General features: G+C 66.9%; 6 protein-coding genes. 3 read left to right on the forward strand and 3 right to left on the reverse strand.

Annotated features, from left to right (window positions below; translation table 11 throughout):
• The first annotated feature begins 24 nt into the window (after nucleotides 1–24).
• Nucleotides 25–705 (forward strand): FadR/GntR family transcriptional regulator, encoded by a 681-nt coding sequence (locus ASD66_RS21950; RefSeq protein ID WP_056892222.1) that lies wholly within the window; start codon nucleotides 25–27, stop codon nucleotides 703–705.
• Nucleotides 706–905: 200 nt separating this feature from the next.
• On the opposite strand, the gene ASD66_RS21955 is transcribed toward ASD66_RS21950, so the two are convergent.
• Nucleotides 906–3,182 (reverse strand): zinc-dependent metalloprotease family protein, encoded by a 2,277-nt coding sequence (locus ASD66_RS21955; protein ID WP_056892223.1) that lies wholly within the window; start codon nucleotides 3,180–3,182, stop codon nucleotides 906–908.
• Nucleotides 3,183–3,517: 335 nt separating this feature from the next.
• Here ASD66_RS21955 and ASD66_RS21960 point away from each other — a divergent pair, with 335 nt between their 5' ends.
• Nucleotides 3,518–4,171 (forward strand): HD domain-containing protein, encoded by a 654-nt coding sequence (locus ASD66_RS21960; protein ID WP_056675587.1) that lies wholly within the window; start codon nucleotides 3,518–3,520, stop codon nucleotides 4,169–4,171.
• Between the two features lie 23 nt (nucleotides 4,172–4,194).
• Here the strand turns inward: ASD66_RS21960 and ASD66_RS21965 are convergent, their stop codons facing one another.
• Entirely contained in the window at nucleotides 4,195–5,184 is a 990-nt protein-coding gene (locus ASD66_RS21965) for a GlxA family transcriptional regulator (RefSeq protein ID WP_056892224.1), read from the reverse strand.
• Nucleotides 5,185–5,399: 215 nt separating this feature from the next.
• On the opposite strand from ASD66_RS21965, the gene ASD66_RS21970 reads away from it, so the two are divergent.
• The gene (locus ASD66_RS21970) at nucleotides 5,400–6,320 is read left to right on the forward strand and encodes a methylenetetrahydrofolate reductase (RefSeq protein ID WP_056892225.1); all 921 of its coding nucleotides are present in this window, start codon (nucleotides 5,400–5,402) and stop codon (nucleotides 6,318–6,320) included.
• Nucleotides 6,321–6,361: 41 nt separating this feature from the next.
• Here the strand turns inward: ASD66_RS21970 and ASD66_RS21975 are convergent, their stop codons facing one another.
• Nucleotides 6,362–6,856 carry a DinB family protein gene (locus ASD66_RS21975; RefSeq protein WP_056892226.1) on the reverse strand — a complete coding sequence of 165 codons (495 nt, stop codon included), beginning with the start codon at nucleotides 6,854–6,856 and terminating at the stop codon, nucleotides 6,362–6,364.
• Nucleotides 6,857–7,145: the final 289 nt, after the last annotated feature.

Here is a 7,145-nt window from a genome sequence, read left to right on the forward strand (position 1 = left end):
ACGAATTTGCAAGAGGGAGTTCTGATGAAAGCAATCCCGCGTATGTCCATGGCGGACGCCGCGACCGAGTCCCTGCGCGAGGAGATCGCGGCAGGAAACTGGCCGGTCGGGCACCGGATTCCGCCCGAGACCGCACTGATCGAGTCGCTGGGCGTGAGCCGCACGACCGTGCGCGAGGCGGTGCGCGGCCTCGTGCACGCGGGACTGCTGCAACCGCGCCAGGGCGACGGCACCTACGTCGTCGCGACCAATGCCACGGAGGTGGCGCTGCGGCGCCGGCTCCTCACTGCCACGCACGACGACATCGCCGACGTACGCCGCGGCCTGGACGTGATCGCGGCGCGGCTCGCAGCCGAACGGCGCACCGAGGACCAGCTGAAACACCTGCGTCAGACCCTGGACGCCCGAGCGGCAGCAGGCGCGGCACTGGCGGAGGAGGACTTTGCGACCGCCGACGTCGCATTCCACCTCGCGGTCGCCGAGGTCTCGGGGAACGACGTGCTCGCGGAGCTCTACTCAAGTCTGAGTGAGGCGATGGCGCTGGACCTGAAGGGCGGGCAGTGCTTCTCCCGGTTCATCACGGGGCAGCACGACTGGCACGAGGGATTGTTCGTTGCCATCCGGGACGGCGACGTCCATGCGGCTGCGACCGCTGCCCTGGCGCTGATCGACAACGCCGGCGCAGGCGAGGGGGAGATCGGCTGAGACAGTGCGCGCAGTTCGGGTGGCAGTCGTCGTGGAGAGGAGTACGGCGCCCGCGACACGATGACGCTACGCGCGACCCTGAGCGAGCGAACCGTCATCTCCACCGGCGGTTGGGACGAGTGTTTCGGCAGTCGTCCGGGCGGTTCGGACGGTCGGGTGGTCGTGAGGCTCGGTCCTGGCCCGTCTTCCGGGTGGACGACCTACCTCGCGGTGACCTTCTTCGAGTACGCCGACGCTGGCGACCCGCCCTTGGCGTTGTAGGCGACGACCCGGAACCTGTAGTAGCCCTTCGCGAGCCTGAACGTGTACGCGCGGGCCTTGGCCGAGACCGGTCCGGAGACCTTCGAGCCGACGACCCGGCCCTCCACGATCTTCGAGGCGATCACCTTGTACGAGGTGATCGCAGCGCCACCGTTGTGCAACGGAGCCGCCCAGCGAGCGGTGGCGTTGACGGGCGTCCCCGCCTTGCCCGATGACGGACTCCCGATCCTGGGAGCCGATGGCTTGAGAGCCACCAGGACCCTGACGGTCCGACCCGGGGCCGTTCCTGGGAGCTCGGCGTCCATCTGGGGACTCAGCTTCACGGTGTGGTAGCCGTACGTCGAGAACGTCTTCGTGAAGCTCCGCACTGCTGCGGTCTGCGGGAGGATCTGGTCGTCGATGGTCAGCAACCAGTAGCGCAGGTAGGCGTTGCCGGGGTTCGCGGCGGGCTTCCAGTTGATCGTGGCCTTCAGGCCGCTGGTGGTCACGGTGATGGCAGGCGCCGTGGTCGGGACCCAGCTCGCGACATGCCGGTTCAACGTCTTCGGGACTCCGCCCCCGGCGGCGTTCAGAGCCGTGACCGCGACGTTGACGTCGTGGCCGCCCTGCACGGTGATCGCCCTCGACCTGGTGCTTGCGGAGACCTCGACCGGTCCTCCCTCGATCCCGCTGATCCGGTAGCCGTTCGGCGCCGGTCCGGACGACGGGGCCGTCCAGGTCAGCGTGCCAGCGCTCTTGCTGGTGGTCAGGTTGATCGACGCAGGAGCGTTCGGCGTAGCGCCGTTCGTGTCCGCGCAGCCGGTGATCGAAAGCTTGTAGGTGCCGACGCTGCCGTAGTCGGAGTAGCCGGTGGCGAGCGGATCGCCGTTGCCGACGCCGTCGACCTTGACGTAGTAGGTTCCCGGCCCGCCGCTCGGTGAGATCGTGTCCGCGTCCATGCCGCTCGCGATCCGGTGGTCGAAGCCACCGACGATGACCTGGCCGGACGGCTGGTCCGAGAACGCGACCAGCGTGTCGTTCGCCGTACGCAGGTCGACGCGCAGATCGAGACCGCTGCCCGCACTGTTTCCGAGGGCTCCCACCGAAGGTGCTGCGACGCACGGGCCGACCTTGTAGTAGTCGACGTCGCGACTGGTGATGATGCCGTCGACCGTGTAGTCGGTCCGTGCTCCCAGGCTCGTCGCGGAGGCCGCGGTGTTGCCGGCGTCGTCGGGCAGCAGAGGCAGGCCGGTGGCGACCATGGTCGCGAAGTCGTCCTGCTTGTTGGAGGCGTCGGTGTAGTCGCCGTTGCTGAACTGGAAGATCCCGTTGAAGCCGGCGCCCATGATCGGCGTCCAGGCGCCCTGGCCTCCGTAGTACTCCTCGTCAGGGGTGTGTCCGTCGTGGTTCAGGCCGAGAGTGTGCCCGATCTCGTGCGCGGTGACGGTGGCCGTGAGGAACGCGTTCGCCTGCTTGCGCACCCAGATGGGCTCCTTGGAGTCGGTCCCCGAGTCGGTCGGATCCGCGAACTGGCCGAAGACGGCGATTCCGGCGCAACCGGAGCAGATCGGTCTGGAGTCCGGGTCGTCGCTGAACAGGACGTGGTCGCCGTAGGTGTCGTCGGCGATGCCGTCGCGGTGGTACGCCGGGGGGCCGGTGTCCTCGGTGGTGATGTCGACGTCGTACGCCGTATACATCTCGGCGACGATCCGCCACAGCTCCTGGATGTAGCTGTGCTCGTCGGCGTTGAAGGTGCCCAGGTCGCCGTCGATCGAGAACCCGTCGTACTGGCCGTTCGGGATCCCGGACGCAAAGTTCCAGTACGTGTTGCTGACGTCGGCACCGTCGAAGTCCAGGAAGATCGTGTGCTTCGAGGTTGGTCGGCTGTGCAGGGTGAAGGTCTGGGCCTCGGGGAACTGGGCTTGGGCCACCTCTGCCGATGCGGCGCTGGGTTGCGCGGGGAACGTGTCGGCGTAGACCAACTGACCACCCGGCACCACTTGGGCCGAGTCGTCGGTGGTCAAGATCCTGCGGAGCTCGCTCGTGCTCAGCCCGGAACGACGGGCAGCGTCATCGAGCTCGTCACCGAGCCGGTCGATCGCGGCCTTCCCGTGCAGGCCGGGATCCGTCGAGCGGTCCGAGGACGCCGCGGCCGCTCCTGCCACCGTGCCCGTACACATGGAACCGAGGGCGAGAGCAGACAGGGATGCTGCGGTCAGGAACCGCACGAAGGCCATTGGGCGAGTTTGTCCGTTGGGCACCGGTCTTCGCAGCGCTTTGGGAATCTCGTCCGACATCGCCTGTGTGGGTCTGCTCCACAATCTTGTGGCAGGACGCAGTGGTTCTCCTCGCTGCGGTCAACCTCCGCAATCACGCCACGGCAGGCTCTGTCCACGCAGGCAAGCGGGCGTCCAGCTCGTGGCGTCGCTGTGTTGCCGGGAGGAGTTCTGAGGCATTGGGGCTGCGTCCGTCTGGCGCAGATCAGGTGATCCTTGTCCGTTTTCGCGGGGTCGTCTGGGGCAGGGCGGCGCGATGCTGGTGGGGTCATCAGCACTCGACAGGAGACGTACCCGTGACCGAGACCATCGCAGGCATCCAGATCCCCGACACCGAGCTGGCTCGCGCGGCCACCGCGCTGGTGCGGGAGGCGACCGACGACCCGCTGGTGGGGGACTCGCTGTTCCATCACTCCCGGCGCGTCTTCCTCTGGGGGATGTTGAAGTCGAGGGCGCGGGACATCGAAGTGGACGCCGAGCTGGCGTACGTCGGCGGCATGTTCCACGACCTGGGACTCACTCAGAAGTTCCGCACGACCGACCAACGTTTCGAGATCGACGGTGCCGACGCGGCGTACGACTTCCTGCGTGAGCACGGCCGCTCGGAGGCGGACGCGCGCGACGTGTGGCTCGCCATCGCCCTCCACACGACTCCCGAGCTGCCCCTGCACCTGGCCCCCGAGGTCGGTGTGGTCACGCTGGGTGTGGAGACCGACGTACTCGGTCTGGATCTGGACGAGATACGCGACGAGGACAAGAAGACTGTTGTCGCGGCCCATCCGCGCCCGGACTTCAAGCGGCAGATCCTGCACGCCTTCAACGAGGGGATGGCGGACCGCCCGGAGACCACGTTCGGCACGATGAACGACGACGTGCTCGCCCACTTCGATCCCCGGTTCGAGCGCGCGAACTTCGTCGACATCATCGAGAACAACGCCTGGCCGGAGTGACGTCTTCTGTGGCCCCATCGGGGTCAGTGGGACGCGCCCGTTCCTGTCTCCTGAGCGGGAGTCGTCGTGGTGAACCGTGCCCGGTACTGGCTCGGCGAGACACCGAACCTGGCCTTGAAGAGTCGTCGCATGGTCTCCGCGCTACCGAAGCCGACCAGGCTCGCGGCCTCGGCGACCCCGTGACCGCGATCGAGGAGTGACTGGGCGTGCTCGAGCCGGGTGCGCTCCACGAACCTGGCCGGGGAGGTGTCGAGCTCGGCGGCGAACAGTCGGGCCAGGTGACGGGGGCTGACCCCAGCGTGCTGAGCCAGCGAACGGGTGCTGTGCTCGAGAGACGGCTGTGCGGAGACCAGGTCCACCACAGCCCGCAGTGAAGGTGTTCGTGGAGGGCGGATCTGCAGGGGAGCGGCGAACTGCGACTGCCCGCCGGGTCGCTGCATGAACATCACCAGGTTGCGTGCGACCTCGCGGGCGAGATCTGGTCCGTGGTCCTCCTCGACGAGGGCGAGTGCGAGGTCGATGCCGGCAGAGACACCGGCCGAGGTGTAGATCCCGCGGTCCTGCACGAAGAGCGCATCCGGGGACACGGAAACCTTGGGGAACGCGCGTGCGAGCAGATCCGCGTGACGCCAGTGTGTTGTCGCCCGACGGCCGTCCAGCAGACCGGCGGCTGCGAGCACGAATGATCCCGTGCAGATGGACACCGTGCGACGCGACCGGGCGTGAAGTTCGGTCGCGGCAGCGGTGAGGTCGCCCGGGATGGGCTTCACCGGGAGGTCGTCACCGCCCGAGACGATGACCGTCTCTGCTTCGAGGACATCCGTGGACGCACGGTCGACGGGCAGGGTGGCTCCGATCGACGTGACGACTGCGTGACCCGTAGGGGAGACGTAGCGAAGCTGGTAGCGAGTTCCGAGTCGGTTGGCTTCGGCGAAGACCTCAGCAGGCCCGGTCACATCGAGCATCTTCATACCGTCGAACACCAGGAATACGACGTGGTGCGTCCGGGGCATGGCCAGTTCCTTCCCTGCTGAGTCAACGGCGGAGTCTTGCTCGGGTCAGTGTGCCCGTTCGCACGGTGGCGGAGCACGGTGGCTGAGAACCAACGCCTGGTGACATGTGGCGCAGCGTCGCGGACAACGTAGGACCCCTGCTCCTGTGCAGCTCTGCATAGTCTCGAACCAGTGGGAGAAACGGTCTCGGCCTTGAGTGGACGTACGGTCGCGTTGTGGACATCGCAGCTCGCATCAAATCTGGCCAGGGGGACTTCGTCATCTTTGCGGTGACGCCGCCCAGGAGGTCGACACCGACGGACCGACTGCCGGAGATCGCACGCGCGACCGTCGAACGACTTGAGCACCTCGATCTCGATGGCCTGGTCCTCTACGACATCGACGACGAGAGCTCCCGCAATCCGGAGGAGCGTCCGTTCCCGTTCAGTCCCACGGTCGACCCCGCCGAATACCGAGCGGAACATCTGGAGCAGTGGGGGACTCCGGTGATCGTCTACCGCGCCGTGGGCAAGTACCAACGCGAGGACCTGCGCTCCTGGATCGCCGAGCAGGACCCTCGGCGCACCTTGTCGGTGATGGTCGGCGCAGCCTCGAGCGGATCTTCTCCCTCGGTCTCGCTCGCTGATGCGCAAGCGATGAGCGTCGCGCTCAACCCGGACCTTCTGCTGGGCGGGGTCGCAATCCCCGAGCGGCACAGCCGCCGCGAGAACGAGCACCTGCGACTGATCGCGAAGCAGGAGGCGGGCTGCCGGTTCTTCGTGACGCAGGTCGTCTACGACCTCAATGCGGCCAAGAACCTCGTCTCCGACTACCGATACGAGTGCGAGTCACGAGGGCTGGTGCCGGTGCCGATCGTGTTCACCTTCTCGGTGTGCGGCTCGATGAAGACCCTGGAGTTCCTGCGCTGGCTGGGAGTCGACGTTCCGAGGTGGATCGAGAACGACCTCCGGCACGCGGCGAACCCGCTGTTGGCATCCTTGGCGCAAGCCACCGCGACGGCGGTCGAGCTCATCGACTACTGCCGCCGGCTCGGGGTGCCGTTCGGCCTCAACGTCGAGAGCGTTTCGATCCGCCGCGAAGAAATCGAAGCGTCCGTGGAGCTCGCCGGTCAACTAGCCGGGCATCTGCGGAAGTAGCCAGCCTGCTGCTGGAAGACCTGCGCGCGAAGGAAGCTCCTTCAGCGGCCGGTGACTCCGTCGATCTGCTCGCGCAGTATGTCGGCGTGGCCCACGTGCCTGATCACCTCGCCGGTCTCGTGCGCCAAGACCCAGCGCAGCGTCTTGTGGGAGCCATCGACGGGGAGGACTGTCAGCGCCTCGGGTGCTCCGGCCGCTGCGATGTGGCGGTTGCTCTCCGCGATGGCTGCGCGATAGTCGGCGATCACTTCTGCTGCGGAGCGGCCGGGAGGGACCACCATCGAGAAGTCGGTCGTGGCGTATGCCGGGTCGCCTCCGAGGTGATGGGCGAACCACCAGCGCTCTCCGGCTGCGCAATGCTGCACCAGGCCAAGAAGCGTGGTGTCCGAGACGACCAGGCTACGGCGGAGCTGCTCCTCGTTCAGCCCGTCGACCTTCTTCAGCAGGCAGTGGCGGGCGAACGTCAGAAACGCGAGGGCGGTCTCCAGTTCCCCAGAATCTTCGCGAGGTGTCGGCTCTCGTTGGGACTCAAGCATGTCCGAACGCTAGTGGAACCACGGGAGTGCGTGTCGTCCTGGGCGGGAGCCGAGCATGTCGCGTCTGGGCCCGGCTTGTCGGTGGTCGGAGCGAAATTGATCCGTGCAGGCCAAACCTGCTCGGGTGTTTCTGGGGATAACTCGGCTCATTCGTCACACGTGTTCACAATGGTCACCACCTTCGTGCATTTGTTCAAAAATAGGCATATCGGGCGTAAAATCGTGTCCATGAGCAACCCCGACCACACCGGCCCCGGCACCCACCCGGTGCTCGAGTGCGCAGCGGTGA

Origin of the sequence: Nocardioides sp. Root151 (assembly GCF_001427925.1) — a bacterium.
Taxonomy (GTDB): domain Bacteria; phylum Actinomycetota; class Actinomycetes; order Propionibacteriales; family Nocardioidaceae; genus Nocardioides.

Excerpts from the sequence above, each read along its gene's own strand:
- ASD66_RS21975 (WP_056892226.1), bottom strand. The coding sequence starts at position 6,856 with ATGCTTGAGTCCCAACGAGAGCCGACACCTCGCGAAGATTCTGGGGAA.
- ASD66_RS21950 (WP_056892222.1), top strand. The coding sequence starts at position 25 with ATGAAAGCAATCCCGCGTATGTCCATGGCGGACGCCGCGACCGAGTCC.
- ASD66_RS21965 (WP_056892224.1), bottom strand. The coding sequence starts at position 5,184 with ATGCCCCGGACGCACCACGTCGTATTCCTGGTGTTCGACGGTATGAAG.
- ASD66_RS21955 (WP_056892223.1), bottom strand. The coding sequence starts at position 3,182 with ATGGCCTTCGTGCGGTTCCTGACCGCAGCATCCCTGTCTGCTCTCGCC.